Genomic DNA, 23,587 nt, shown 5'->3' on the forward strand with positions numbered 1-23,587 from the left:
GCAGAAACCTCATAGGCCAGGTTTGCCCTCTTGGGGGTATACTGGCCCCATGCTGGTCAAGGATGTGATGAAGGGTCCGGTCCTCACCGTGGGCCCAGATGTGACCCTCGAGGAGGCCTACGGGCTCCTCCTGGCAAGGGGCATCCGCCACCTTCCCGTGGTGGCGGAGGGGAGACTGGTGGGCATCGTTACCGACCGGGATATCCGCCTGGCCACCAGCCACCTGAACCCCAAGGGTCCCTGCCCCGGGTGCACCCAGGTGGGGGAGGTCATGACCCGAGAGGTGGTGACCGCCCACCCCTTGGACCCCGTGGAGGAGGCGGCCTTCGTCATGCGCCACCGCAAGATCGGCTGCCTGCCCGTCCTGGAGGATGGGGAGATCGTGGGCATCGTGACGGGAATAGACCTCCTGGACGCCCTCCTCAGGCTCACCGGGGTCACGGAGCCCTCCGGAAGGCTGGAGGTGCGCCTTCCTGACCGGGTGGGGGAGCTGGCCCGCCTCACGGGCTTTCTGGCGGGGCGGGGGGTGAACATCCACTCCCTCCTCTCCTACCCCGAGGAGGGGGAGTATGTGCGGGCCGTGGCGCGGGTGAACACCCTGGAGACCCACCTCCTGGCCCAGGGCCTCCGGGAGGCGGGCTTTGAGGTGCTCTGGCCCCCCAAGAAGCCATGGTGATCTACCGGGACGAGTACCGCCTCTACAACTTTGGCCCAGGCCACCCCTTCACCCCCGCCCGCCTGGAGATGCTCACCTCCCTGCTCCAGGCCCTGGGGGTCTGGCGGGAACCCCTGGCCCCCCCCGAGGCCAGCCGGGAGGAGGTGCTCTCCGTCCACTCCGAGAGGCTGGTGAGGCGGGTGGAGGCGGCAAGCTGCGGCGAGGGGGTGCCGGATTTGGAGCACTACGGCCTGGGCACGGGGGACACCCCGGTCTTTCCGGGGATGGACCGGGCGGCCCGGGTCCTGGTGGGGGGGACCCTTGAGGGGGCGAGGCGGATCCTAGTTGGGGAGCGGCGGGTTCTGCAGCTGGGGGGCGGCCTCCACCACGCCCAGTACGACCGGGCCTCGGGCTTTTGCGTCTACAACGACCTCTCCGTGGCCATCCGCCACTTGGTGCGGGCGGGCCTAAGGGTGGCCTATCTGGACATCGACGTCCACCACGGGGACGGGGTGCAGTGGATCCACTACGAGGAGAAGGAGGTCCTCACCCTAAGCCTCCACGAGTCGGGGCGCTACCTCTTTCCCGGCACGGGCCACGTCCACGAGATAGGCCGGGGGGCAGGCCTGGGGCGGAAGCTGAATCTCCCCCTGGAGCCCTTCACGGAGGACGGGAGCTACCTGGAGGTCTTTGAGGCCCTCCTGCCCTGGGCCCTTGGGGCCTTCCGCCCCGATGTCCTGGTGGTCCAGGCGGGGGCTGATGCCCACTTCTTGGACCCCCTGGCCGACCTCCTCCTCACCACCCGGGCCTACGAGCGCCTCTTCCGCCTCATCCTGGAGTACGCGGAGGCCTACGCCGGAGGCCGGGTCCTCTTCACCTTGGGGGGCGGGTACAGCCTGGACGCTACGGTCCGGGTCTGGACCCTCCTCTACCACGTCTTCCACGGCCTTCCCCTGCCTGAGAGGCTTCCCGAGGCCTGGCTCCGCCTCTGGGAGGCCCGTCTGGGGAAGCCCCTCACCCCCACCCTCCACGACCCCGAGGGGGCCTACCCGGAGATCCCCAGGAAGCCGGAGATCGAGGGGCGCAACCGCCTTACCCTGAGAAGGCTCACGGAGCTGGCAGAGCCCTACCTGCTACACTAGCGGGGTGAGGGTGATCCTGCGCCTGCCCGAGCGGAAGGAGGTGGAGGTGCGGGGGGATAGGCCCCTCAGGGAGGTCCTGGAGGAGCTGGGCCTGAACCCCGAGACCGTGGTGGCCGTGCGGGGGGAGGAGCTCCTTACCCTGGACGAGAGGGTGGAGGAGGGGGACACCCTGGAGGTCCTCTCCGCCATCTCCGGAGGCTAGATGGTTTGCAAGGTATGCCGGGCCAAGGCCCAGGTGGAGGTGAAGAGCCGGGGCTTCGCCCTTTGCAAGGAGCACTACCTGGAGTGGTTTGTTAAGGAGACCGAGAGGGCCATCCGCCGCCACCGGATGCTGCGGCCTGGGGAAAGGGTCCTGGTGGCCGTCTCCGGGGGGAAGGACTCCCTGGCCCTTTGGGACGTCCTCCACCGCCTGGGCTACGAGGCCGTGGGGCTCCACCTGGAGCTCGGCATCGGGGAGTACTCCAAAAGGAGCCTCGAGGTCACCCAGGCCTTCGCTAGGGAGCGGGGGCTTCCCCTTCTCGTGGTGGACCTCAAGGAGGCCTACGGCTTCGGCGTGCCGGAGCTGGCGGCGCTTTCCGGGCGGGTGGCCTGCTCCGCCTGCGGGCTTTCCAAGCGCTACCTCATCAACCAGGTGGCCCTGGAGGAGGGCTTCAGGGTGGTGGCCACGGGCCACAACCTGGACGACGAGGCCGCCGTGCTCTTGGGCAACCTCCTGAACCCCCAGGAGGATGCCCTCGCCCGCCAGGGGCCCGTCCTCCCCGAGAGGCCGGGCCTCGCCGCCCGGGTCAAGCCCTTCTACCGCTTCAGCGAACGGGAGGTCCTCGCCTACACCCTCCTTCGGGGTATCCGCTACCTCCACGAGGAGTGCCCCAACGCCCAAGGGGCCAAGAGCCTCCTCTACAAGGAGGCGCTGAACCGGGTGGAAAAGGAGATGCCTGGGGCCAAGCTCCGCTTCCTGGAAGGTTTCCTGGATAAAATCCAACCTCACTTGAAGCCCGAGGGGGAGGTACCCCTTCGGGAGTGCCAGCGGTGCGGCTACCCCACCACGGGAGCGGCCTGCGCCTTCTGCCGCATGTGGGAGGCCGTCTACAAAAGGGCCAAGAGGCACCGCCTCCTCCCCGAGGAAGCCCAGTTCTCCCCCAAGGCCCAGGCCGTCCGCGGCTAAGTCTCCTGGGCCTTCCTCCGCCAGCGCTCGTGGATGCGCTGGCGCGCGGGGTGGTCCTCCCGGAGGAGCTGGGCCTCGGACCAGCGGAGCATGGCGGCGGTCCAGGCCTCCTTTTCGGGCGGGGGGGCCTGGGCGGCGCTCTGCCAGGCCGAAAGGAGGGCCTCCTCCAGAAACTCCCCCACCTCGCTCCGGAGTTCCCAGGGGGTTTCCTCCGAGCCTTCCCAGGCTAGGGCCACCGCCCGCTCCAGGTCGTAGGCTAGCCGGGCCAGGTCCTCTAAGGGGTGGCCACGTCCCCTGGATCCCAGGGCCAAGAGGTAGACCTCTCCCGCCACCTCCAGGAAGGCCCCCAGCCCCCGGCCCAGGAGGGGCTGCCCTCCCTCCTCCCCCTCCGCTTCCGCCAGCGCCTGGTGGAGGAGGGCGAGGCGCACGCCCAGGAGGCGGGCCAAGGCCTCCAGCTCCCGCAGGGCCTCGGCCAGGAGCCCCCGGCTTTCCACGGGCAAGGGGTGTCCCTGGAGCCGGGAAAGCCCCTCGGCGGCCATGGCCTGGGCCAAGGCGAAGGCTTCCCGAGGCTGGCCTGGGGGCAGGGAGCCCGTGAGGGCCAGGACGCGCCGCTGGCCGCCTCGCTCCCAGAGGAGCCTGCCTTTGGGGGAGAGGATCCAAGGAAAGGGGAGCTGGGGCAGGACCTCCAGGGTGCGCTCCAAGCCGCCGTCCTGCACCAGGCCCGACTGGAGCCAAACCCCCTCCCCGGCGGCTAGCCCCGGGTGGAGGAGGTCCAAACCCTTTGGGACCGGCCCCGGGTGGTGGCCCCGGTAGTAGGCCTTGAGGCTTCGGCCCTCAAAGCCCCTCGCCAACCTTTCCAGGAGGAGGCTGTAGAATCCTGCGTCCTGGGATAGCTCGTAAAGGTAGCCCTCCTTGGGCCAGGTGCGGGCGAAAAGCCCCGGGGCCTGGACCATGGTGGGCTGGAAGCGGATGGGGAGGAAGACGTCTTGCACCCCCTGGCCCTCGAGGCGGAGGAGGGTCAGGTAAAGGGGAGGGTCCTTTTGCAGGCGCAGGGCGTCCAGGAGCTCCGCCCGCTCGGGCTTCAAAGCGAGCCAGCTCCGGCCTCTCAGGCTCTGGGTCAAGGCGTCTAGGAAGGCCTTGCGGGAGCCCTCCTCCGCCAGGGTTTCCACGAAGAGGATCTCGGGGCCCTCCTTTAAGGGCACTTCGGGGACGCTTTCGGGGACGGCCTCCTCCTTCCAGTCGGGGGTCTGGACCCGGAGGGGCTCCTCGGGGGTGAGGGCGAAGAAGGCGAACCCGTGGGGACCCAGGGTGAGGCGGTAGGGGCCCTCCACCGGGGGAAAGGGGTTTTGGGAGAAGAGCTCCACGGGCACCAGGCCCCTGTGGGCCTCGAGGGGGAGGTCAAAGGCCTGGGTGTAGCGGGAGAGGTTGGCCACCACCAGGATCCTCTCCCCTTGGTACTCCCGCACATAGGCCAGGATCCGGCGGTTTTCCACGGGCAGGAGGGCCAGGCTCCCCCGGCCAAAGGTCTGGGCGTGCCGGTTTCTCAGGGCCAGGAAGCGGCGGACGAAGTTCAGCAAGGAGTGGGGGTTTTCCTGCTGGGCCTCCACGTTGACGAAGTGGTAGCTGTAGGGTCCCTCGCTGATGGGAGGGAGAAAGAGGCGGTGATGGGGGGCGCGGGAGAAGCCGGCGTTGCGGTCGGAGGACCACTGCATGGGGGTGCGGACCCCGTTGCGGTCCCCCAGGAAGGGGTTATCCCCCATGCCGATCTCGTCCCCGTAGTAGATGATGGGGGTTCCCTTCAGGGTGAAAAGCAGGGCGTGCAAGAGCTCATACCGCCTGCGGTCCCCGCCCAGCAGGGGCATGAGGCGCCGCCGGATGCCCAGGTTGATCCGGTACTGGGGGTCCGGGGCGTAGACCTCCCACAGGAACTCCCGCTCCTCCTCCGTGACCTTCTCCAGGGTGAGCTCGTCGTGGTTGCGCAGGAAGAGGGCCCACTGGGCCGCTTCGGGGATCCCCTCCGTCTCCTTGAGCATGGCCTCGATGGGCCCGCGGTCCTCCCGGCGGAGGGCCATGAAGATCCTGGGCATCAGGGGGAAGTTGTAGGCCATGTGCACCCCGTCCCCCTCGCCGAAGTAGGGGAGGGTCTCCTCCGGCCACATATTGGCCTCGGCCAGGAGGATTTTCCCCGGCCCGTAGCGTTCCTCCAGGGCCTTGCGCAGGCGTTTGACCGCGGCGATGGTCTCGGGGAGGTTTTCGCAGCTCGTGCCCTCCCGCTCGTAAAGGTAGGGGACGGCGTCCAGGCGGAAGCCGTCCACGCCCAGGTCGCCCCAGAAGAACATCACCTCGTGGATGGCCCGCTCCACCTCGGGGTTGTCCCAGTTCAGGTCGGGCTGGTGGTGGTAGAAGCGGTGCCAGTAGTAGGCCTGGGCCACGGGGTCCCAGGTCCAGTTGGAGGGTTCAAAGTCCTGGAAGATGACCCGGACCCCCTTGTACCTCTCTGGGGTATCGCTCCAGACGTACCAGTCCCGCATGGGGCTGCCGGGCTTCCGGGCCTCCTGAAACCAGGGGTGGTCTATGGAGGTGTGGTTCAGGACCAACTCTATGAGGACCCGGATCCCCCGTGCGTGGGCCTCGTCCAAAAAGGCTTTGAAGTCCTCCAGACTGCCGTGGACGGGGAGGATCTGGTAGTAGTTGGAGATGTCGTACCCGTCGTCCCGCAGGGGGGACTGGAAGAAGGGCATGAGCCAGAGGGTGTTCACCCCCAGGGCCTCCAGGTAAGGGAGCTTCTCCTTGAGGCCGGCGAAGTCCCCGTAGCCGTCGTGGTTAGCGTCAAAGAAGGAGCGCACGTGGAGCTGGTAGATGACCGCATCCTTGTACCAAAGGGGGTCCACGCCCCCAAGTTAGGGGACTAGAGGTAGGTTTTCAAGTAGGCCAACACCGCCTCCACATCCCTAAGCCGCCCCTGGGCCGCCGTGGGCCCGGGCCCCACCTTGAGGGTGAGGCCCCGGCCCTCCAGGGCCCGGAAGGCGGTCTCGTCCGTGGTGTCGTCCCCGATGTAGACCGGGGTCCTCCCGGGGTGGCGCGCCAGGAGCCGGAGCACCGCCTCCCCCTTGTTCACGCCCTGGGGCTTGATCTCCAGGACCTTCTTCCCCGGGAGGACCTCGAGGCCCAAGGCCCGCAAAAGCCCCTCCACCTCCCCGAGCCAGGCCTGCAGGCAGGCCAGGGCCTGGGCCTCATCCTCCGCCTCCCGGTAGTGCAGGGCCAGGGCAAAGCCCTTGTCCTCCACCCGGACCCCGGGGCACCGGGGCAGGCGCGCCCGCAAGGGGGTTAGGTCCACGGGGAAGAGGGACCGCTTCTCCCCACCCAAAACCCCCTCCTCCAGGCCGTGCCCGCCCACCACGGGGAGGCCCGGCAGGGGTAGAAGGCGTTCCAGGTCCTCCACCCGCCTTCCCGTCACCACGTACACCGGGTGGCGTTGGCGGAGGGCCTCCAGGACCCTTGGGGTCTCCGGATGGGGGAAGGCCTCCTCGGGCCTCGGGGCCACGGGGGCCAGGGTTCCGTCGTAGTCCAGGAGGAAAACCGGGTTTTCCGCCTTCACGCCGCCTCCAAGGAGGCCAGGAAGCGCTCCGCCCAACTCTTGGCGTCCAGGGCCTGGATGCGCCGCTTGAGCCTCGCGAGCCGCTCCCGCCTTTCCCCTTCCGGGGTCCGCAAGGCCCGGTCCAGGGTCCGGGCTACCCCGTCCAGGTCGTAGGGGTTGACCAGAAAGGCCTCCTTCAGGTGCTCCGCCGCCCCCGCCAGGTTGGAGAGGACCAGGGCCCCACTATCCGAGGTGTAGGCGTACTCCAGGGCCACCAGGTTCATCCCGTCCCGCAGGGGGGTGATGAGGGCCACGTCCGCCGCCCGGTAGAAGGTGGCCAGCTCCTCCTGGGTGTAGGTCTGGTAGAAGTAGCGGAGGGGTACCCAGTCCTCCCGGAGGAAGTTCCCCAGGATCCGCCCCACCACCTCGTCCACCAGGCGCTTGAGCTCCCGATAGGCGCCCACGCCCGTGCGGCTGGGGGTGGCGATCTGGAAAAGGCTCACCCGCCCCCGCCACTGGGGGTAGGACTGGAGGAAGCGCTCGTAGGCCAGAAGCCGCTCCAGGATCCCCTTGGTGTAGTCCAGCCGGTCCACCCCTAGGATGAGGCGGTCGGCCCCCGCCAGGTGCTTCAGGCCCCGGGCCTGGAGGCCGATGTGGGGGTCCTGGGCCAGCTCCCCAAAGCGGCCCGTGTCGATGCCCAGGGGGTGGACCTCCACCCTCGCCCAGCGGTCCCCAACCCGGACCCGGCCTTCCTCTACGGGGAACCCGTAGTGGGCCGCGGTCCTGAGGAAGTTCTCCGCGTACTCCTGGGTGTGGAAGCCGATGAGGTCGGCCCCCAGGAGGCCTTCCACCAGGGCCCGGCCCCAGGGGAGGATGCGGAAGACGCCGCTAGAGGGCCAGGGGATGTGGTAGAAGAACCCGATCCTCATCCTCCCCGGCGCCCGTTCCCGGAGAAACCTGGGCAGGAGGAGGAGGTGGTAGTCCTGGACGAAGACCGCGTCCCCCTCCCGCCACACCTGCAGCACCTTCTCGGCGAAGCGCCGGTTGGCCCGCAGGTAGTCCTGGTAGAACTCCCGCTTCAGCTCCGTCCGCTCCAGAAAATAGTGGCAGAGGGGCCAGAGCACCCGGTTGGAAAAGCCCCCGTAGTAGCCCTGCCATTCCCTTTCCGGGATGGGGACCTGCTCCAGGCGGACCGGGCCCTTTAGGGTGGCCGGGGCCTTTCCTCCTTCCTTCCACTCCCCTGCGGCCACCCAGACGCCTTCCTTGGCCTCGAGGACGGGGAGGAGGGCGGTGGCGAGCCCGCCCACGGCGGGCACCAGCCCCTCGGGGGTGAGGCGGAAGGGGGCCCGGTTGGCCACGATGATGAGCCCCATAGGGCCCAGGATACCTCCTCCCAGGCTCCCGGGGCCAAGGGCCGGAGGGCCCTGCCAAAGGGGGGTCGGCCCCGGGGCTGCTCCCCCGGGCCAGGAGCGTAGACTGGGGCCATGGCCTGGTGGAAGGAGGCGGTCATCTACCAGATCTACCCCCGAAGCTTCCAGGACGCGAACGGGGACGGCGTTGGGGACCTGGTGGGCGTGGGGCAGAGGCTTCCCTACCTCAAGGCCTTGGGGGTGGACGCCGTCTGGCTTTCCCCCTTCTACAAAAGCCCCATGAGGGACTTCGGCTACGACGTGGCCGACTACACCGACGTGGACCCCGTCTTCGGCACCCTGGAGGACTTCAAGGCCCTCCTGGAGGGGGCCCACGCCCTGGGGCTCAGGGTCTTGATAGACCTCGTTCCCAACCACACCTCCAACGAGCACCCCTGGTTCTTGGCCTCACGCGCCTCCCGGGAAAATCCCAGGCGGGACTGGTACATCTGGAAGGACCCGGGGCCCGGCGGGGGCCCCCCCAACAACTGGCAGAGCTTCTTCGGCGGCCCCGCCTGGACCCTGGACGAGAGGACGGGCCAGTACTACCTCCACCTCTTCCTCCCCGAGCAGCCCGACCTCAACTGGCGCAATCCCGAGGTGCGGGAGGCGATCCTCGAGGCCATGCGCTTTTGGCTCCGCCTTGGGGTGGACGGCTTCCGGGTGGACACCCTCTGGCTTTTGGGCAAGGACCCCCTTTTCCGCGACGAGCCGGGAAGCCCCGCCTTCCGTCCAGGCCTGCCCGACCGGGCCCGGCACGAGCACCTCTACACCGAGGACCAGCCGGAAACCTACGCCTACGTGCGGGAGATGCGCTTTGTGCTGGACGAGTTCTCCGAGCCGGGGCGGGAAAGGGTCATGGTGGGGGAGATCTACCTGCCCCTCTTTCGCCTGGTGCGCTACTACGCCGCGGGGTGCCACCTCCCCTTCAACTTCAGCCTGGTCACCCAGGGGCTTCCCGACTGGCGGCCCGAAAACCTCTCCCGGATCGTGGAGATGTACGAGGGCCTCCTCACCCCCTGGGACTGGCCCAACTGGGTCCTGGGCAACCACGACCAGCCCCGGCTCGCCTCCCGCCTGGGGGAGGCCCAGGCCCGGGTAGCGGCCACGCTCCTCTTCACCCTAAGGGGCACCCCCACCTGGTACTACGGGGACGAGATCGGCATGGTCAATGGGGAGATCCCTTGGGAAAGGGTCCAGGACCCCGCCGCCCTCCGCCAGAAGGGCCGCCTGGGGGAGCACGGCCTCCCTCCGGGCCGCGACCCCTGCCGCACCCCCATGCAGTGGGACGCCTCCCCCTACGCGGGGTTTTCCACGGTGGAGCCCTGGCTTCCCGTGAACCCCGACTACCCCAGGAGGAACGTGGCCCTCCAGGAGGAGGACCCCCGATCCATGCTCCAGTTGGTGAGGCGCCTCATCGCCCTGAGGAAGGACCCCGGGCTCCTCTACGGGGCCTACCGCACCTACCGGGCCCAGGGGGGGGTCTACGCCTACTTCCGGGGGGAGGGCTGGCTCGTGGCCTTGAACCTCACCGAGAAGGAGCGGGCTCTGGGGCTTCCCAGTGGAGGGCGGGTGGTCCTCTCCACCCACCTGGACCGGGAGGAGGGGGTAGGGGAGAGGCTCCTCCTGCGCCCCGATGAGGGCGCGGTCCTCCGGCTAGACTAGGGGCGTGGACCCCTTCGCCCCCATCGCCGAGGCCTACGAGGCCTGGTACGAGACCCCCTTGGGGGCCTATGCGATCGCTGAGGAGGAAGGGGCCCTCCTCCGCCTCCTCCCCCCGGGGGAAAGCCTCCTGGAGGTGGGGGCGGGCACGGGGTACTGGCTTAGGCGCCTCCCCTACCCGAGGAAGGTGGGCCTCGAGCCCTCGGAGGCCATGCGCCGCCTAGGGGAGGCCCGGGCGCCCGAGGCCCTTTGGTTAGCGGGCCGGGGGGAGGCCCTGCCCTTTCCCGAGGGGAGCTTTGACCTGGTCCTCCTCTTCACCGTGCTGGAGTTCGTGGAGGACGTGGAGAAGACCCTCGCCGAGGCCAGAAGGGTCCTGAAGCCAGGAGGGGCCCTCCTCGTGGGGATCCTCGAGGCCCTCTCCCCCTGGGCCGCCCTCTACCGGAGGCTTGGGGAGAGGGGCGCGCTCCCCTGGGCCCAGGCCCGCTTCCTCTCCCGGGAGGACCTCCTCGCCCTCCTGGGCCCCCCGGAGGCGGAGGCGGGGGCGGTCTATCTGGCCCCGGAGGCCGCCCCGCCCTTCCCCGAGGCCGAGGCCGCGGGGAGGCGGGCCGGGAACCGCCCCGCCCTATACTTGGGAAGATGGCGGTGAAGGCCCTCTTCGCCCTTTACCCCCTCCTCCAGGGGGATTACAAGGCGGTGGAGAAGGCCCTTCTGGTTCTGGAAGGGAGCGGTCTGGAATACCGGGTCTTTCCCACCCACTCGGAGCTCTCCGGCGAAGAGGAGGGGGTTTTCCAGGCCCTGAAGGAGGCCTTCCTTGCCGCCTCGGAGGAAGGGGGCCTCGTCATGTGGGCCCTCCTCACCAACGCCTGCGAGGCCAAAGACCCCTTCCGCAAACCGGACCGCCTCCTGCGCTTTCCCCCATCCCGGATCGCCAAGGAGGCCCTCGAGGGCCTGGAGGCCAGAAGCGCCCTGGACATCGGTACCGGGACCGGGGTCTTCGCCGAGGCCTTCGCCGAGCTCGGGCTTTTCACCGTGGGGGTGGACCCCCGGGCGGACCGCCTGGAGGTGGCCCGGGCCAAGGTGAAGGGGGCCCGCTTCGTGGAGGCCAGGGCGGAAAGCCTCCCCTTCCCTGAGGGGAGCTTTGACCTGGCCTTCTTCGGCCTCTCCCTCCACCACCTGGAGGCGGAAAAGGCCCTGAAGGAGGCCGCCCGGGTGGCCCGGCGGGTGGCCGTCTTGGAGTGGCCCTACAAGGAGGAGGAGGTGGGCCCGCCCCTCGCCAGGAGGTTTTCCCCGGAAAGCCTCAAGGCCCTCTTCCTGGGGGCCTTGGGAAGCCCGCCCCGCCTCCTCTTGGGGGAGGGCTACGTCCTGGCCCTCTGGGACAAAGCCTAGGCCCCCCGGAGGGGGCCCTTTGGTGCCGGGGGCGGGACTCGAACCCGCACGCCCTTGCGGGCAGCAGATTTTGAGTCTGCCGCGTCTACCGATTCCGCCACCCCGGCGGACGCACCCTAAGGATAAGGCCCAGGAGGAAGGAGGTCAACGCCACCCCCAAGGGCCAGTCCCCAAGGCGTACATAAGGGGTTTCCCCGGTCCTCAGGGCGTAGGGGGCCAGGAGGAAGCCTTCCTTTTGGGGGGGGATGGCGGCCACCACCCGCCCATAGGGGTCAATGCTGGCGGTAATGCCATCGTTCCCCGCCCGAAGGAGCCAGCGCCCCGTCTCCACCGCCCGCAAGCGGCCTAGGGCGAAGTGCTGCCTTCCCCCGTAGGAGGGGCCGAACCAGGCGTCGTTGGTGAGGAGGACCAGGGCCTCCGCCCCCGCCCGCACCAGCCCCCGGGCGGCGCTGGGGAAGGCGGACTCGTAGCAGATGAGGGCCCCGTAGGGCCTCAAGGGCCTTAGCCCTTCCCCCGGGGTGCGGTCCCCCAACTCCCCCAGGCCCATGGCCCGGAAGAAAAAGGCGTAGACCCCCCCCAGGACCTCCCGGAAGGGGAAGCGCTCCCCGAAGGGCACCAGGCGGGTCTTGTCGTAGTGGGCGAGGACCTTCCCCTCCCGGTATAGGACCGCCCGGTTGGGGCCCGGGAGGTTGAGCCCGGTGAGGAGGGGGCGGCCCTTTAGGACCTCGTCTATCCCCTCGGGGATCTGCCAGACCGCGGTCTCGGGCCAGACCACCAGGCCCGCCTCGGGGTGGGCCCTTAGCCCCTCTTCCGTGAGCCGCAGGTAGACCGCCTCGTCCAGCTCCCCCTGGAACTTGCGCAAGGGGTTGATGTTCCCCTGGACCAGGAGGGCCTGGGCCTCGCCCCTGGCCTCGGGGAGGGGGAGGAGCCAGAGGAGGCCCCAGGGGAGGAGGAGGTACCAGCGCCCCCTGGAGAGCCCCCAGGCGAAGAGGAGGACCAGGAGGGAGAGGAGGTAGACCCCGCCCAGGGCGGCCAGGACCCGGCCCGGGGCCTCGAGGAGGGCGTAGCCCAGGAAGCCCCAGGGGAAGGCCAGCTCCCCCTGCTCCGTGAGCCATTCCAGGAGGACCCACCCCCCCACCCGGGAGAGGGGTGTGGGGGTGAGGGCGAAGAGGAGGCCGAAGCTGAGGGCCTTGAGGAGGACCAGGGGCAGGAAGGGCACCGCCCCCCAGGGGCCGAAGTTCTGGGCAAAGCTCTGGGGGAGCCAGAGGAGGTGGAGGCTCCAAAACCCCAGGCCCATGAGGAAGCCTGCCCGGAAGCCCCCTCTGAGGAGGGGGACCAGGACCAGGGGGGCCAGGGGGCCAAAGGGGAAGGGGGGAAGGGTGAGGGCCAGGAGGAGGCCCAGGAGGAGGGGCCGCACCCTTCCACCATACGGGCTTCGCGGGAGGATTTCACCGGGTTTTCGCAAGCGGGGTGGGAGAATAGGGGCGTGCGCCTAGGGGTGATCTCCGACATCCACGCCAACCTCCCCGCCCTGGAGGCGGCCCTCGAGGCCCTTCGCAGGGAGGGGGTGGACGAGGCCCTGGTCCTGGGGGACCTGGTGGGGTACGGGCCCCACCCCAAGCAGGTGATCCAGAGGGTTTGGAAGGAGGGGCTTCCCGCCATCGCCGGGGCCTGGGACCTCAGGGTGGCCTACCCCCTCCCCGGCACCCTCCCCGAGGGGGTGGGGAGGGCCACCCTGGCGTGGACCCGGGCCCAGCTTTCTGAGGAGGAACTGGACTACCTCCGCTCCTTGCGCCTTTCCCACCGCAGGGCCTACGGGGGGAGGCGGCTTGTGGCCTTCCACGGCAAGCCGGGAAGCCCCGAGGAGCAGCCCGACCTCCTGGGCCCCGCCAAGGATTTTTTGGAGCTTCTTTCCCGTTACGGGGCGGGGATCCTCCTCCTCGGGGGGCGGCACCTGCCCCTGGCCCGAAGGGTGGGGGCGGGGCTTCTCGCCGACCCGGGGAGCGTGGGCCTAAGCCTCTCCGGGGAGCCCGGGGCCGACGCCCTCATCCTGGACACGGAGTCCCTCGAGGCCCGCTTCCTCAAGGTCCCCTACGACCTGGGCCCCCTCCTCTTTGACCTAAAGGCCTGGGGGCTTCCCCCCGTTCTGGAGAAGGTCTACCGCACCGGGCGCTTCCCCAAGGAGGGCTAGGGCCTCGGCCCGGATCTGGGGGTCGGGGTCCTTCAGGAAGCCCTCCAGGGGCTTTCCTGCCCGGTGGAGGGCGTGGAGGGCGGTGCGCCGCACCAGGGGGCTGGGGTCCCAGGCCGCCTCCGCCATGAGGGCCTCCCCCAGGCCCAGGTTGCTTAAGGCGATGAGGGCGTTCCGGGCCATGCGGGCCCGCCCAGGGCGTAAGAAGGCGGTGCCCGCGTACTTCCTCCTGAAGGCCCGCCCCGAGAGGCGGAAGAAGTCCAGGAGGTCCGGGTGGGCGAGCCCGGGCTCGGGCCGGAAGCCCCGCCAGGCCTTGCCAAAACGCTCCCAGGGGCAGGCCTCCCCGCAGAGGTCGCACCCCAAGAGCCAAGCCCCCATCCCCCGCCAGAGGCCCGGGGGGATGAAGCCCTTCTCCTCAATGGTCAGGTAGCTGATGCAGATTCGGGCGTCCAGGGTGCCATCCCCCAGGAGGGCCCCCGTGGGGCAGGCGGGGAGGCAGCGGGCGCAGCGGCCGCAGCGGGAGGGGTGGAGGGGAGGGGGCTCCACCTCTAGGGAGGTGAGGAGGACCCCTATAAAGGCGTGGACCCCGAAGCGCTGCGAGAGGAACATCCCGCTTCTCCCCACCCAGCCCGCCCCGGAGAGGACCGCTAGGGCGCGCTCGGGAAGGGGGCCGTGGTCCACGTAGCCCTTGGCCTCCACCCCAAGGCCCTTCGCCAGGGCCTCGAGGGCCCTAAGCTCCTCCCCTAGGAGGAGGTGGTAGTCCCGGGTCCAGGCGTAGCGGGCCACGAGGCCCACCCGGAGGCCCCCTGGGGGCTTCCCCGGGTCCTCGTAGGCGTAGGGGGCGAAGAGGAGGAGGGCGCTCCTCGCCCAGGGAAAGCGCCGCCAGGGGCGGAAGCGCTCCTCCTTGGCCCTTTCCAGGTAGGCCATTCCCCCGTGCCTTCCCGCCCCCAGCCAGGCCAGGAAGGGGCCCTCGGCCCCGGGGAGGGGGTCCAAGGGGGCCCAGGCGGTGAGGAGGCCCCTTGCCCTGGCGGCTTCCTCCAGGAGGTCCCTCATTTCCCCTAGTTTAGGGGCCGATATAATCCTCCCCATGGAGCCCTTGAAGATCGCCCTCCTGGGCGGGGGAACGGTGGGGAGCGCCTTTTACCGCCTGGTCCAGGAGCGCCAGGAGGACCTGGCCGCCCTGGGCTTTGCCCCCAGGTTCCTGGGGGTCCTGGTGCGGGAGAGGGGCAAGCCCCGGCCCCTCCCCGAGGAGCTCCTCCGCACGGAGCCCTTTGACCTCCTGGAGGCCGATGTGGTGGTGGAGGCCCTGGGGGGGGTGGAGGTGCCCCTGGGGCTCGTCCTTCCCGCCCTAAAGGCGGGGATTCCCCTCATCACCGCCAACAAGGCCCTCCTGGCCGAGGCCTGGGAGGGGCTCAGGCCCTTCGCCGAGGAGGGCCTTATCTACCACGAGGCCAGCGTCATGGCGGGCACCCCGGCCCTCTCCTTCCTGGAAACCCTTAGGGGTAGCGAGCTTGTGGAGCTCCACGGGATCCTGAACGGCACCACCCTCTACATCCTCCAGGAGATGGAGAAGGGCAGGATCTACGGGGAGGCTCTGGCCGAGGCCCAGCGCCTGGGCTACGCCGAGGCCGACCCCACCCTGGACGTGGCGGGGATAGACGCCGCCCACAAGCTCACCCTCCTCGCCCGTCTCCTCGTAGACCCCGGCTTCCCCTTCGCCCAGGTAGAGACCAGGGGCATCCAAGGCCTCACCCCAAAGGCCCTGAAGGAGGCGGGGGCCAGGGGGGAAAGGGTGCGACTTTTGGCGAGCCTCTACGGGGAGGAGGGGCGCTGGCGGGCCCGGGTGGCCCCGGTGCGCCTTCCCCAGGAGCACCCCCTGGCCCGGGCCCAGGGAAACGCCCTCTGGGTCCGGAGCGTCCCCCTGGGAGAGGTCTTGGTCGCCGGGCCCGGGGCGGGGGGAGGGGCCACTGCGAGCGGCCTCTTCGCCGACCTCCTCCGCTTCCTCTCCGGGGCCCCCGGCCACCTGCCCGCCTCCGGCAAGAAGGCCCCGCCCTCGGAAGGCACCCCCTTTCCCGAGGTAGAGTGAGGCCATGCCCCTGCTGGGGGTCCGTTAAGGGCCTCCTGGCCCTCTCCCGGCGGAACCCCGGGCCCAAGCTAGAAAGGGTGAAGGCAGGCTTTGCGCGTCTCCCACGGGCGGGGAAGGGGGACGGGTGAGCGCCGAGGTTCTGGGCCGGTTTTCTCCCCGGATGCCGCCTAAGAAAGGAGCGCTGGCTCGCCCTCATCCCGGGGAAGGCTTCCCTCCCTTGGCTCCCGGCGTGGTCTTTGAGGTGGGCTCCAGGGGCGATGGCCCGGCGGAGCTTCGGGAGAAGACCAGGTTTTGCCTGAAGAATGGGACGCCCCTGGTGGTCTTGGTGGACCCCTACGGGCCCTGGGTGAGGCGCACCGCCCCTGAGGTGGGGAGCGCTTTGGAACCTCTGGAAGTCCCCCTGGACCCCGGGCCCCAAGGCTTCCGCCCCCGGGCTTCCCAGCTCTTCTCCACCCCTTGACCCTCAACCTTTTATCCCTGACCATATCCCCATGCGCCTGTCCCTCATGGAGCGCTACCGCGCCTTCCTGCCCGTCTCCGAGGCCACCCCGGTGGTCTCCCTCCTCGAGGGCTCCACCCCCCTCATCCCCCTGAAGGGCCCAGAGGAGGCCAGGAGGAGGGGGATCCGGCTCTACGCCAAGTACGAGGGCCTGAACCCCACGGGGAGCTTCAAGGACCGGGGGATGACCCTGGCCGTGTCCAAGGCGGTGGAGGCCGGGGCCAAGGCCGTGGCCTGCGCCAGCACCGGGAATACCGCCGCCTCCGCCGCCGCCTACGCTGCCCGGGCAGGGATACTCTCCATCGTCATTCTGCCTGCGGGGTACGTGGCCCTGGGCAAGGTGGCCCAGAGCCTGGTGCACGGGGCCAGGATCGTCCAGATTGAGGGGAACTTTGACGAGGCCCTCCGCCTCACGCGGGAGATCACGGAGCGCTTTCCCGTGGCCCTGGTGAACTCGGTAAACCCCTACCGCCTCGAGGGCCAGAAGACCCTGGCCTTTGAGGTGGTGGACGAGCTGGGGGACGCCCCCCAGTACCACGCCCTCCCCGTGGGCAACGCTGGGAACATCACCGCCCACTGGATGGGCTACAAGGAGTACTTCGCCCTGGGGAAGGCCAAAAGCCTCCCCAGGATGCTAGGCTTCCAGGCGGCGGGGGCGGCTCCCCTGGTCCTGGGCCGCCCCGTGGAGAGGCCCGAGACCCTCGCCACCGCCATCCGCATCGGCAACCCGGCGAGCTGGGAAGGGGCCCTTCGGGCCAAGGAGGAGTCGGGGGGCTTGATTGAGGCCGTGACCGACGGGGAGATCCTGGCGGCCTACCGCTACTTGGCCCGGGAGGAGGGGCTTTTCGTGGAGCCCGCTAGCGCCGCCAGTTTGGCGGGGGTGTGGCGGCTTCTCAGGGAGGGCCGCCTGGAGGAAGGGGCCACCCTGGTCCTTACCCTCACCGGCCACGGCCTCAAGGACCCCGCCACCGCGGAAAGGGTAGCTGAGCTTCCCAAGCCGGTTCCCGCCACCCTCGAGGCGGTGGCCCGGGCCTCGGGCCTCCTGTGATAAGCTTGGGCCATGTCTGAGGCCAGAGACGCCCGTAAGAGGCGCAAAGAGCCTTTCCCCGGGGCCTACTACCTGGCAGGGGCCATCACCATTGGCCTCATGCTCCTCTTCCTGGCCCTGGGGGCGAGCCTTCCTCCAGGGGTAGCGGGGTTTCTGGTGGCCTTCGTCCTGGGCCTTACCGTGAGCCCCAGGTACGTGCCCTTCTTCCTCCTTGCCGGGATCTTCTCTGCGGTCATGGGCTTTCTGGGCCGGGAGCCCCAGGTGGCCTGGGGGGGTGTGGCCCTCGTCCTCTCCCAGCTCCTCCTGCCCCGTCTGGTGAAGGACTGATGGACCCGAACCGCCTCTCCCAGGCCCTCTCCCTCTTGGGCGTGGCCGCTTACGCTTACTTCCTCTGGTTCCGCCCCAGCCAGGAGGGCATCGCCCTGGCCCTGGGCCTGGCCCTCGGGGGGGCTTCCCTGGCCTATCGGGAAAGGCCCTTCCCCGTCCCCCTCTTTCTGGGGCTTTTCGCCCTCCTCCTCCTCTTGCAGACCCTGTTCGGCCACCCCCTCTACTATCTCCTGGGGGGGGCTTTGGGGGCAGGGCTTCCCTACCTGGTTTACCGTTTGCGGAGCCCCGCCAGGTAGAGGAGGGTTCCCAGGAGCATCCCCTCGCCCAAGGCGGGGAGGTAGAAGGTGAACTCGCGGAAGTCCAGCCGCAGGTAGAGGAAAAGGGGCCAGGGTGTGAGGGCCCAAACCATCAGGGGCTTGCCGTACCCCGCGGCCAAGAAGAGCCCCGATCCCAGGCCCCGCAGGTAGGCCAGCCAGCCCGAGCCCCACTCGTTCTGGTAGACGAACCAGAGGAGGTTGAGCCAGATCCCAAGGGCGGCCAAGGGGAGGCGCCCCTGCATGCGGAAGGCCAAGGCCAAGAGGAGGGGGAAGGCCAGGGCCTCAAGCACGGGCCGCCTCCTCGGCCTCCAGGTAGGCCACCAGGACCTCCAGGGCCTTCTCCACCGCCTCGTCCAGGTCCTCCCCCGGGATGACGGGGATACCCTCTTCCTGAGCCCAGAGGAGGAGGCGTTCCTGGATGAGGCGGATCTCGGCGAAGTGGGTCAGGTACTTCTCCTGGGGCCGGGCGTGGCCCGTCTCCCAGTCCCTAAGGAGGAAGCGGTCCCGATGGAGCCCTTCGTCTTGAAGGGCCACCAGCATGGGCACGGTGGTGACCTTTTGCCGATGGGGGTGGTCCAGATAGCGGGGCACCACGTGGACTCCCTCCAGGACGATGGAGGTGCCCTCCAGGGCGCTCCGCTCTTGGATGGCCCTGAGGCCCACGGCCACCTTCATCACCTGGTCCAGGAAGCCCCGCAGGACCCGTTCCTCGTGGCCTTCCTCCTTGGAGATCTCGGGCGGAAGGGCCTTCCAGGCCTCAAAGGTGGACTGGTGCAGGGTGGGGAGGAGGTCCTTGGAAAGGGTGGCGCGGAAGACCTCGCGCACCGCGTCCGAGGGGACGATGTGGGTGATCCCAAGCCGGTAGGCCAGGGCCGAGGCCAGGACGCTCTTCCCTACCCCCGTCACCCCCCCGATCAGGATGTGCACGGGGCGGGCGCTCCTCCTCAGGTGCCTCAGGAAGAGGTAGCGGCGGGCCATTTCCTCCCCCGCTTCCTTGAGGAGGGCCTGGTGCACCCGTTCCCGTAGCTCGGTCCGGCGGACCACCCTTTTCCCCTCCTGGCGGAGCTGGGCCTCCAGCTCCCGGGCCAGGCGGTAGGCTCCTTCCGGGGAAAGGCCGATCCCCATGAGGGACTGGGCCAGGATTCCCTTGGAAAAGGGCATCTGGGGTTCCCCGCTTTCCTCCGCCACGAAGAGCTCTCCCGCGAAGGTCCGGCGCTGGAGGTAGCGGCGCTTGGCGGCCTTGCCCTTGGTCCGCTCCAGCTCCTGGGCCACCAGGCCCTCGAGGCGGCGGGCAGGGATGGCCTTGACTCCCTCCTCGCGCAGGCGGCGCTCTATCCTCTTGGCCAGCTCGTGGGCCTCCTTTAGGGAGAGCCCCGCCTCCTCCAGACTTCTGGCCATGAGCCCCTTGGAGAAGGGCTGCCTCCGCCTGCCCTCCACCACCAGGATCTCCTCAAAGGGAAGGGTCTGGCGGGCCAGGCGCTCCGCCACCTCCTGGCCTAGGGCCCGGGCCACCTCCTCCAGGAAGACCCGGCGCAGGGTCCGGGGGGAGACCTCCGTCTGCTTCGCCCCCCTGAGGCGTTCCTCCACGGTGTGGGCCGCGGCCTGGGCGGCCTCGAGGGGCACCTTTAGGGGCAGGAGGGCCTCCACCAGAAGCCCCTTGGAAAGGGGCCAACGGCCCCGCCGGAGGCGGACGAAAACCTCGCTCATTGCCTGGCATCATAGCACTTTTGCCTTAGGAAGGGCTTTTCTTGACAGCCTTTGGCCTTGCGTGCTACCATGCTTGTTGGCTTGGCGCCGTAGCCAAGGGGTAAGGCAGAGGTCTGCAAAACCTCCATTCGCCGGTTCGAATCCGGCCGGCGCCTCCAAAAGCATGGGCGCGTAGCTCAGGTGGCCAGAGCACTACCTTGACACGGTAGGGGTCGGTGGTTCAAGTCCACTCGCGCCCACCAAAAGGCCCCGGCAACCCCGGGGCCTCGCCCTTGTATACTCGGGCCATGGGCGCGTCCCACGAGCGCGAGCTCTACGAGGCCTGGGTGGAGCTATTGGGCTGGATGCGGGAGTACGCCGAGGAGAAGGGCGTGCGCTTTGAAAAGGAGGCCGACTTCCCCGACTTCATCTACCGCATGGAGCGGCCCTACGACGTCCCCACCACCATCATGACCGCCTCCCTCTCCGACGCCCTGGGGGAGCCCTTCCTCCTCGCCGACGTCTCCCCCCGGCACGCCAGGCTCAAGCGCATCGGCCTCCGCCTGCCCCGGGCCCACATCCACCTCCACGCCCACTACGAGCCGGAAAAGGGCCTGGTGACGGGCAAAATCCCCCTCACCAAGGAGCGCTTCTTCGCCCTGGCCGATCGGGCTCGGGCGGCCTTGGCCTTCACCTAGAGGGCTTCCCAGAGAGAGAGCAACACGGCGTGGAGGAGGGCGAGGCCCCGCGGGGTGGGCTTCAGGCGCTTCCCTTCAATGAGGAGGAGTCCCTCTTGGGCTAGGGTTTGGGCCTTGGCCTCTAGGGCGGGCCAAAGGAGGAGGCCGGCGCGGCCTTCCACCTGGCCCACATCCACCCCCTCCTTGAGCCTCAGCCCCAGCATCAGGGCCTCCTTGGCGTGCTCCAGGGGGGAGATGGCCTCCTCCCTCGGGGCCTCGCCCAAAAGCCAGCGGGGGAGGGGCGGATTCGTCCGCCGGAGGGCGTAGGCGGGGCCCTCCCCTGGGTAGTGCCCGGTGGCGGCGGGTCCCAGGGCCAGCCAGAACCCGGCCCGCCAGTAGACGAGGTTGTGCCGGGCCTCCTCCCCCTCCCGGGCGAAGTTGGAGACCTCGTAGCGTAGGAGTCCCGCTTCGCCCAAGACCTCCTCCGCCCGCTCCATGGCCCAGGCCTCCCGTTCGGGGTCTTCTTGGAGACCCATGAGGGCGAAGGGGGTCCCCTTCTCCACCTGGAGGGTGTAGGCAGAGACGTGCCCCACGCCTAGAGAAGCCGCCTCCTCCAGGTCCTTTTCCACGTCCTGCATGGGAAGGCCCAGGATGAGGTCTATGGATACCCTAAAGCCCCCTTCCAGGGCCATCTCCACCGCCCTTAGCGCCCCCTTCCTTCCGTGGGCCCGGCCTAGGAAGCGGAGGACCTCGTCCTGGAAGCTCTGGACCCCCAGGGAGAGGCGGTTCACCCCCAGGTCCTTAAGGAGGGCAAGCCTTGGCGGCGAGAGGGTTCCGGGGTTGGCCTCGAAGGTCACCTCCGCCCCCTCCTCGAGGCGCCACGGGAGGCTTCCAAAGAGGGCCACGAGCTCCCGGTCCCTCAGGTAGCTGGGCGTGCCCCCGCCCAGGTAGAGGGTGGAAAGGGGCCCGGGGTAGGCCTCGTGGAGGGCCCTGGTCTCTTCCCCTAGGCGCCTCAGGTAGGCCTCCACCCAGGCCCCGCCCCGGCGCACCACGTGGAAGTCGCAGTAAGGGCAGAGGGTGGGGCAGAAGGGGACGTGGACGTAGAGGCTAGCGGGGTTCGGCATCGCCCAAAAGGCGCTCGGCCCAGAGGATGGCCCGCTCAGGCAGGCCCACGGCCTCCCGCCAGTCTTCCTCTGTGGCCTCCGGCAGCTCCCCGGGGTAGCGGTCCATGACGGCGAAGGGATTGAGGCGCGGCAGGTCTTCCAGTTCCGGGGGGACCGGGAGCTTGGGGCGCAGCAGGTCCAAGAGCCTGGCCAGATCGTGGGTTTTGGGGAAAGGGGTGTTTAGCGCCACAAGGAGGGCCTTGAGGGCTTTCTCTGCCGCTTGGTGGGCATCAAAACAGAGGTCCTCCCAGAAGATCTCTGGGGTTGGGCGGCCCAAACGCGCCCGGGCCAGGTTGCTCTTGGCCCGGACCAACCAGGTTCTAGGGTTTTGCGGGTTAGCTGGCATAGAGGAGGTGACCCTCCCGGAGGACCGCAGGGTGTACGGTCATCCAGGCATCCCGATAGCACTCCAAGTCCTTTTCCGTGGCCAGGAGGAGGTCCAGGGCTAGGCCTGGCCGCGCCTGGGCCACGGCCTGGTACAGGCGCTTCCAGACCTCCGTGGTCTTGTGCTCCTGGGGTACCACCACCAAGAGGTCGTAGTCGCTTTCCGGGCGGGCATCCCCCCGGGCCCGGCTCCCGAAGAGGATGATCTTATGGGCCGGGACCACCTGCAGGATGGCCTCGAGGACCGGCCCAAGCTCCGGGTACTCCACCCCTTCAGTCTACGCAAAGGAGGCGGAAGTCGTTGAGGTTGGTGCCCGTGGGCCCTGTCCTGAGGAGGGTCCCTGCCTCCTGGAAGAAGGCCAGGCTGTCGTGGGCCTCGAGGTAGGGCCCTGGGTCCAGGCCCTTCTGCCAAACCTCGGGCGTGAGGAGGGCGCCAGCGGCCCCGCTGGGGCCATCCAGGCCGTCCGAGTCCGCGGCCAGGGCGTAGAGGGGGGCCTTCAGGTGGGCGTAGAGGGCCAGGAGGAACTCCAGGTTCCGCCCGCCCCTTCCCCCTCCCCGCACCCGCACCTGGGCCTCGCCCCCGGAGAGGAGGAAGAGGGGCTTTTTGAAGGGCAGGCCGTGGGCGCGGATGGTCTCCACCAGCTCGGCGTGGAAGCGGGCCAGCTCCCGGGCCTCCCCCCCGAAGCGGTCGGAGAGGATGACGGCCCTCTGGCCCCTTTCCCGCAAGAACCCCTGGGCCGCCTTCAGGAGGTCCAGGTTCCGCCCCACCACCCGCCAAGAGAGCCGCCTCAAGGCGGGGTCGCCGGGCTTCAGGGTCTCTGGCGCCTCTCCCCTTTGCCCCTGGAGGAGGACCTCCCGGGCCTCGGGGAAAGCTAGGCCGTAACGGTCCAGGACGGAAAGGGCCTCACCAAAGGTGCCGGGATCGGGGTGGAAGGGCCCGGAGGCGATGACGCTGGGGTCGTCCCCGGGCACGTCGGAGAGGAGGAGGGCGTGGACCCGGGCCCGGGTGGAGAGGAGGGCCCTGCCCGCCTTGATGCGGGAGAGGTGCTTGCGCACAGCGTTCATCTCCCCGATGCTCGCCCCGCTCCTCAGGAGGGCCTCGGTGAGGGCCCTTTTCTCCTCCAGGGAGACCCCAAAGGGGGCGCACCAGAGGGCGCTCCCACCCCCAGAGAGGAGGGCCAGGACCCGGGCCTTTGGGGGAAGGTCCTGGAGAAGGGCTAGGACCTCCTCTGCCGCCTTCAGGCTCCCCTCACTGGGCACGGGGTGGCTTGCGAAGCGGGCCCTGAGGCCCAGGGGGTCTTGGCCCTGGGGAAGGGTGAGGTGGTAGAGGACCTCCCCGTAGCGGTCCAGGGCCGCCTTGAGCATGGGGGCAGCCGCCTTGCCCACCGCCAGGATGAGGTCCGGCCGCCAAGGGGGAAGGGCCCTCTGGGTCAGGCGGTAGGGCTCCGTGGCCCTCAAGGCGTGAAGGAAGGCTTCCTTCAGGAGGGCTTCCACGCCAGGTCCGTCCGGTCAAAGTCCTCGCCCTTGTAGAGGAGGGGCTCCCCCTCCACCCGGGCCAGGGCGTAGCTCAGGCAGTCGCCGAAGTTTAAGCCCCCGGGGTGCCGAGCCCGTCCGTAGCGTTGGTAGGCTCGGATGGCCTCTTTGGCGTGCTTCTCGGTGAAGGGGACCACTTCTACCTGCAGCTCTTCCAAAAGCTCTAGGAGAAGGGGTACCCGCTCAAAACCGAGCCGGGCCCCCAGGACGATCCCTGCTTCCACCAGGGTGGGGGCGGCGATCCTGTGGGGGCGGGTTTGCCTCAAGCGCTCCAGAAGGGCCTCGTGCCCTTCCTCCTGGAACAGGATGGCCATGAGGGCGGAGGTGTCCAGGACCATCAGTACCCCTCCGGCCCGTACCCGAGGATTTCCTCCAGCTCTTCTTTGCGGATTCCCTTTCCCCGGAGTTCGGGAGGAATCTGAGGCCAGACCTCCTCCTCCAAAAACCGGAGGACCCGGTCAAAGCGCCGCTTCCTCTCAAGCTCCTTGAGGCGCATCTCCAGGGCCTTCCGGATGGCCTCGGTTTTGGTCTCCCCCGCCAGGCGGGCCACCTCCTCCGCCAGGCGCTCCACCTCCTGGTTGCGGATGGTAAGGGCCATGGGTTAAGCATATGCAGAAGAAAGTATGCATGTCAAGCAAGGGCAAGGGGAGGCCTAGCGCCCGCACGGGCGGTTTTGGCGCGTG

27 protein-coding genes and 3 tRNA genes are annotated in these 23,587 nt (G+C 69.3%); 16 read left to right on the top strand and 14 right to left on the bottom strand.

Going from position 1 to position 23,587, the window contains the following annotated elements; translation table 11 throughout:
• Positions 1-49: 49 nt before the first annotated feature.
• From ATI37_RS09920 to ttuA, 4 genes are read left to right on the top strand one after another with little or no spacing between them, the layout of a single operon-like run.
• Complete coding sequence (locus tag ATI37_RS09920) at positions 50-676, top strand: CBS and ACT domain-containing protein (RefSeq protein WP_117238202.1); 627 nt, start codon at positions 50-52, stop codon at positions 674-676.
• A complete protein-coding gene (locus tag ATI37_RS09925) occupies positions 670-1,797 on the top strand; it encodes an acetoin utilization protein AcuC (protein ID WP_117238203.1) in 1,128 nt (375 codons plus the stop codon). The genes ATI37_RS09920 and ATI37_RS09925 overlap by 7 nt, the downstream gene beginning before the upstream one ends.
• Positions 1,798-1,801: 4 nt before the next feature.
• A complete protein-coding gene (gene ttuB / locus ATI37_RS09930; RefSeq protein ID WP_117238204.1) occupies positions 1,802-1,999 on the top strand; it encodes a sulfur carrier protein TtuB in 198 nt (65 codons plus the stop codon).
• Positions 2,000-2,962, top strand: coding sequence for a tRNA-5-methyluridine(54) 2-sulfurtransferase (gene ttuA / locus ATI37_RS09935; RefSeq protein WP_117238205.1), 963 nt, complete (start codon positions 2,000-2,002; stop codon positions 2,960-2,962). It abuts the gene before it with no gap.
• On the opposite strand, the gene treS is transcribed toward ttuA, so the two are convergent.
• From treS to ATI37_RS09950, 3 genes are read right to left on the bottom strand one after another with little or no spacing between them, the layout of a single operon-like run.
• Positions 2,959-5,853 (bottom strand): maltose alpha-D-glucosyltransferase, encoded by a 2,895-nt coding sequence (treS, locus tag ATI37_RS12500; protein ID WP_117238206.1) that lies wholly within the window; start codon positions 5,851-5,853, stop codon positions 2,959-2,961. The two genes, ttuA and treS, sit on opposite strands and share 4 nt — an antisense overlap.
• Before the next feature lie 17 nt (positions 5,854-5,870).
• Positions 5,871-6,560: a trehalose-phosphatase gene (gene otsB / locus ATI37_RS09945; RefSeq protein ID WP_117238207.1), complete on the bottom strand. Its 690-nt coding sequence runs from the start codon at positions 6,558-6,560 to the stop codon at positions 5,871-5,873.
• Positions 6,557-7,912: a trehalose-6-phosphate synthase gene (locus ATI37_RS09950; RefSeq protein ID WP_117238208.1), complete on the bottom strand. Its 1,356-nt coding sequence runs from the start codon at positions 7,910-7,912 to the stop codon at positions 6,557-6,559. The genes otsB and ATI37_RS09950 overlap by 4 nt, the downstream gene beginning before the upstream one ends.
• A gap of 111 nt (positions 7,913-8,023) precedes the next feature.
• Here ATI37_RS09950 and ATI37_RS09955 point away from each other — a divergent pair, with 111 nt between their 5' ends.
• The 3 genes from ATI37_RS09955 to ATI37_RS09965 are packed head-to-tail and all read left to right on the top strand — an operon-like array spanning position 8,024 to position 10,996.
• Entirely contained in the window at positions 8,024-9,613 is a 1,590-nt protein-coding gene (locus tag ATI37_RS09955; protein ID WP_117238209.1) for an alpha-amylase family glycosyl hydrolase, read from the top strand.
• 4 nt (positions 9,614-9,617) lie between these two features.
• On the top strand, positions 9,618-10,256 hold the full coding sequence (locus ATI37_RS12505) for a class I SAM-dependent methyltransferase (RefSeq protein ID WP_117238210.1): 639 nt from the start codon (positions 9,618-9,620) through the stop codon (positions 10,254-10,256).
• Complete coding sequence (locus ATI37_RS09965) at positions 10,247-10,996, top strand: class I SAM-dependent methyltransferase (RefSeq protein WP_117238211.1); 750 nt, start codon at positions 10,247-10,249, stop codon at positions 10,994-10,996. The genes ATI37_RS12505 and ATI37_RS09965 overlap by 10 nt, the downstream gene beginning before the upstream one ends.
• Positions 10,997-11,016: 20 nt before the next feature.
• Here ATI37_RS09965 and ATI37_RS09970 read toward each other — a convergent pair.
• Both ATI37_RS09970 and lnt read right to left on the bottom strand, forming a co-directional pair.
• Positions 11,017-11,103 (bottom strand) — tRNA-Leu (locus tag ATI37_RS09970).
• Positions 11,082-12,413: an apolipoprotein N-acyltransferase gene (gene lnt, locus ATI37_RS09975; RefSeq protein ID WP_198665546.1), complete on the bottom strand. Its 1,332-nt coding sequence runs from the start codon at positions 12,411-12,413 to the stop codon at positions 11,082-11,084. Before lnt ends, ATI37_RS09970 begins: the two co-directional genes overlap by 22 nt.
• A 69-nt stretch (positions 12,414-12,482) precedes the next feature.
• Between lnt and ATI37_RS09980 the strand changes: the two genes are divergently transcribed.
• Positions 12,483-13,187, top strand: coding sequence for a metallophosphoesterase family protein (locus tag ATI37_RS09980; protein ID WP_117238213.1), 705 nt, complete (start codon positions 12,483-12,485; stop codon positions 13,185-13,187).
• Here ATI37_RS09980 and queG read toward each other — a convergent pair.
• Entirely contained in the window at positions 13,116-14,237 is a 1,122-nt protein-coding gene (gene queG, locus ATI37_RS09985; protein ID WP_117238214.1) for a tRNA epoxyqueuosine(34) reductase QueG, read from the bottom strand. The genes ATI37_RS09980 and queG overlap by 72 nt on opposite strands.
• 34 nt (positions 14,238-14,271) lie before the next feature.
• Between queG and ATI37_RS09990 the strand changes: the two genes are divergently transcribed.
• From ATI37_RS09990 to ATI37_RS10010, 5 genes are all read left to right on the top strand, one after another.
• Positions 14,272-15,270: a homoserine dehydrogenase gene (locus tag ATI37_RS09990; RefSeq protein WP_117238215.1), complete on the top strand. Its 999-nt coding sequence runs from the start codon at positions 14,272-14,274 to the stop codon at positions 15,268-15,270.
• A gap of 229 nt (positions 15,271-15,499) precedes the next feature.
• Positions 15,500-15,730 (top strand): PDDEXK family nuclease, encoded by a 231-nt coding sequence (locus tag ATI37_RS09995; protein WP_232822494.1) that lies wholly within the window; start codon positions 15,500-15,502, stop codon positions 15,728-15,730.
• Between the two features lie 31 nt (positions 15,731-15,761).
• A complete protein-coding gene (gene thrC, locus ATI37_RS10000) occupies positions 15,762-16,817 on the top strand; it encodes a threonine synthase (RefSeq protein ID WP_117238216.1) in 1,056 nt (351 codons plus the stop codon).
• A gap of 12 nt (positions 16,818-16,829) precedes the next feature.
• A complete protein-coding gene (locus ATI37_RS10005; RefSeq protein WP_117238217.1) occupies positions 16,830-17,144 on the top strand; it encodes a hypothetical protein in 315 nt (104 codons plus the stop codon).
• Complete coding sequence (locus tag ATI37_RS10010; protein WP_117238218.1) at positions 17,144-17,440, top strand: hypothetical protein; 297 nt, start codon at positions 17,144-17,146, stop codon at positions 17,438-17,440. The genes ATI37_RS10005 and ATI37_RS10010 overlap by 1 nt, the downstream gene beginning before the upstream one ends.
• Here ATI37_RS10010 and ATI37_RS10015 read toward each other — a convergent pair.
• Positions 17,413-17,751 carry a hypothetical protein gene (locus ATI37_RS10015; RefSeq protein ID WP_117238219.1) on the bottom strand — a complete coding sequence of 113 codons (339 nt, stop codon included), beginning with the start codon at positions 17,749-17,751 and terminating at the stop codon, positions 17,413-17,415. The genes ATI37_RS10010 and ATI37_RS10015 overlap by 28 nt on opposite strands.
• Positions 17,744-19,168: an ATP cone domain-containing protein gene (locus ATI37_RS10020; RefSeq protein ID WP_117238220.1), complete on the bottom strand. Its 1,425-nt coding sequence runs from the start codon at positions 19,166-19,168 to the stop codon at positions 17,744-17,746. Before ATI37_RS10020 ends, ATI37_RS10015 begins: the two co-directional genes overlap by 8 nt.
• A gap of 83 nt (positions 19,169-19,251) precedes the next feature.
• On the opposite strand from ATI37_RS10020, the gene ATI37_RS10025 reads away from it, so the two are divergent.
• The 3 genes from ATI37_RS10025 to ATI37_RS10035 all read left to right on the top strand — a co-directional run bounded on the left by ATI37_RS10025 (position 19,252) and on the right by ATI37_RS10035 (position 19,845).
• A tRNA-Cys gene (locus ATI37_RS10025) sits at positions 19,252-19,326 on the top strand.
• Positions 19,327-19,333: 7 nt separating this feature from the next.
• Positions 19,334-19,410, top strand: a tRNA-Val gene (locus tag ATI37_RS10030).
• Positions 19,411-19,455: 45 nt separating this feature from the next.
• Entirely contained in the window at positions 19,456-19,845 is a 390-nt protein-coding gene (locus ATI37_RS10035) for an NADH-quinone oxidoreductase subunit 15 (RefSeq protein WP_117238595.1), read from the top strand.
• Here the strand turns inward: ATI37_RS10035 and hemW are convergent.
• The 6 genes from hemW to ATI37_RS10065 are packed head-to-tail and all read right to left on the bottom strand — an operon-like array spanning position 19,842 to position 23,502.
• The gene (hemW, locus tag ATI37_RS10040) at positions 19,842-20,948 is read right to left on the bottom strand and encodes a radical SAM family heme chaperone HemW (RefSeq protein ID WP_117238221.1); all 1,107 of its coding nucleotides are present in this window, start codon (positions 20,946-20,948) and stop codon (positions 19,842-19,844) included. The two genes, ATI37_RS10035 and hemW, sit on opposite strands and share 4 nt — an antisense overlap.
• Positions 20,932-21,300, bottom strand: coding sequence for a HEPN domain-containing protein (locus tag ATI37_RS10045; RefSeq protein ID WP_232822495.1), 369 nt, complete (start codon positions 21,298-21,300; stop codon positions 20,932-20,934). Before ATI37_RS10045 ends, hemW begins: the two co-directional genes overlap by 17 nt.
• A 22-nt stretch (positions 21,301-21,322) precedes the next feature.
• Positions 21,323-21,640: a nucleotidyltransferase domain-containing protein gene (locus ATI37_RS10050; protein WP_117238223.1), complete on the bottom strand. Its 318-nt coding sequence runs from the start codon at positions 21,638-21,640 to the stop codon at positions 21,323-21,325.
• Positions 21,641-21,644: 4 nt separating this feature from the next.
• The gene (locus ATI37_RS10055) at positions 21,645-22,865 is read right to left on the bottom strand and encodes a glycerate kinase type-2 family protein (RefSeq protein WP_117238224.1); all 1,221 of its coding nucleotides are present in this window, start codon (positions 22,863-22,865) and stop codon (positions 21,645-21,647) included.
• Entirely contained in the window at positions 22,850-23,242 is a 393-nt protein-coding gene (locus ATI37_RS10060; RefSeq protein ID WP_117238225.1) for a type II toxin-antitoxin system VapC family toxin, read from the bottom strand. The genes ATI37_RS10055 and ATI37_RS10060 overlap by 16 nt, the downstream gene beginning before the upstream one ends.
• Positions 23,242-23,502 (bottom strand): type II toxin-antitoxin system VapB family antitoxin, encoded by a 261-nt coding sequence (locus tag ATI37_RS10065; RefSeq protein WP_117238226.1) that lies wholly within the window; start codon positions 23,500-23,502, stop codon positions 23,242-23,244. The genes ATI37_RS10060 and ATI37_RS10065 overlap by 1 nt, the downstream gene beginning before the upstream one ends.
• Positions 23,503-23,587: the final 85 nt, after the last annotated feature.

This window comes from Thermus sediminis (assembly GCF_003426945.1).
Classification (GTDB): domain Bacteria; phylum Deinococcota; class Deinococci; order Deinococcales; family Thermaceae; genus Thermus; species Thermus sediminis.

Bases quoted from the DNA above. Each gene is read 5' to 3' on its own strand.
- queG (WP_117238214.1), bottom strand. From the start codon at position 14,237: ATGAGGGACCTCCTGGAGGAAGCCGCCAGGGCAAGGGGCCTCCTCACC.
- ATI37_RS09965 (WP_117238211.1), top strand. From the start codon at position 10,247: ATGGCGGTGAAGGCCCTCTTCGCCCTTTACCCCCTCCTCCAGGGGGAT.
- ATI37_RS09955 (WP_117238209.1), top strand. From the start codon at position 8,024: ATGGCCTGGTGGAAGGAGGCGGTCATCTACCAGATCTACCCCCGAAGC.
- thrC (WP_117238216.1), top strand. From the start codon at position 15,762: ATGCGCCTGTCCCTCATGGAGCGCTACCGCGCCTTCCTGCCCGTCTCC.
- ATI37_RS10005 (WP_117238217.1), top strand. From the start codon at position 16,830: ATGTCTGAGGCCAGAGACGCCCGTAAGAGGCGCAAAGAGCCTTTCCCC.
- ATI37_RS09990 (WP_117238215.1), top strand. From the start codon at position 14,272: ATGGAGCCCTTGAAGATCGCCCTCCTGGGCGGGGGAACGGTGGGGAGC.
- ATI37_RS10010 (WP_117238218.1), top strand. From the start codon at position 17,144: ATGGACCCGAACCGCCTCTCCCAGGCCCTCTCCCTCTTGGGCGTGGCC.
- ATI37_RS10020 (WP_117238220.1), bottom strand. From the start codon at position 19,168: ATGAGCGAGGTTTTCGTCCGCCTCCGGCGGGGCCGTTGGCCCCTTTCC.
- hemW (WP_117238221.1), bottom strand. From the start codon at position 20,948: ATGCCGAACCCCGCTAGCCTCTACGTCCACGTCCCCTTCTGCCCCACC.
- ttuA (WP_117238205.1), top strand. From the start codon at position 2,000: ATGGTTTGCAAGGTATGCCGGGCCAAGGCCCAGGTGGAGGTGAAGAGC.
- ATI37_RS09950 (WP_117238208.1), bottom strand. From the start codon at position 7,912: ATGGGGCTCATCATCGTGGCCAACCGGGCCCCCTTCCGCCTCACCCCC.
- ATI37_RS10060 (WP_117238225.1), bottom strand. From the start codon at position 23,242: ATGGTCCTGGACACCTCCGCCCTCATGGCCATCCTGTTCCAGGAGGAA.
- ATI37_RS10035 (WP_117238595.1), top strand. From the start codon at position 19,456: ATGGGCGCGTCCCACGAGCGCGAGCTCTACGAGGCCTGGGTGGAGCTA.
- ATI37_RS10065 (WP_117238226.1), bottom strand. From the start codon at position 23,502: ATGGCCCTTACCATCCGCAACCAGGAGGTGGAGCGCCTGGCGGAGGAG.
- ATI37_RS09920 (WP_117238202.1), top strand. From the start codon at position 50: ATGCTGGTCAAGGATGTGATGAAGGGTCCGGTCCTCACCGTGGGCCCA.
- ATI37_RS09925 (WP_117238203.1), top strand. From the start codon at position 670: ATGGTGATCTACCGGGACGAGTACCGCCTCTACAACTTTGGCCCAGGC.